This window comes from Staphylococcus sp. EG-SA-2, assembly GCF_017152085.1.
The window spans coordinates 1-468 of record NZ_JACYHC010000262.1; the positions used below are offsets into that span (position 1 = coordinate 1).

At 20.5% G+C, this 468-nt stretch carries 1 protein-coding gene; it reads right to left on the reverse strand.

The window, feature by feature from the left end:
* Positions 1-468 (reverse strand): hypothetical protein (locus IDG60_RS02545; protein WP_481906075.1); only part of this gene is annotated, 468 nt, incomplete at both ends.

Genomic DNA, 468 nt, shown 5'->3' on the forward strand with positions numbered 1-468 from the left:
CATTGGTACAAGTACTATATCAATCGTTTCTACAGATGCGAGCGGTAACAAAACGACGACAACTTTTAAATATGAAGTAACTTTTTTTTTCATTTTTTTTTCCTTATCTTCTTCTTTTTTTTCTCTTCTTTCTCTTTTTTTCTCTACTTTTTTTTCTTTCTCACTTTTTTCTTCTTCTTTTTCTTCTTTTTCTTTTTTTTTTTCTTCTTCTTCTTTTTCCTCTTTTTCTTCTTTTTTTTTCCTTTCTTTTTCTTTTTTTTCTTCTTTTTCTTTTTTCTCTTCTTTTTTTATTTTTTTTTCTTTCTCTTCCTTTTCTTTTTTTTTTCTTTTTCTTTTTTTTTTTTCTTTCTTTTCTTTTTTTTTTTCTTTTTTTTCTTCTTTTTTTTTTTTTTTTTCTTTCTTTTTTTTTCTTTTTTTCTTTCTTTTTTTTTCTTTTTTTTTTTTTTCTTTTCTTTTTTCTTTTTCTTT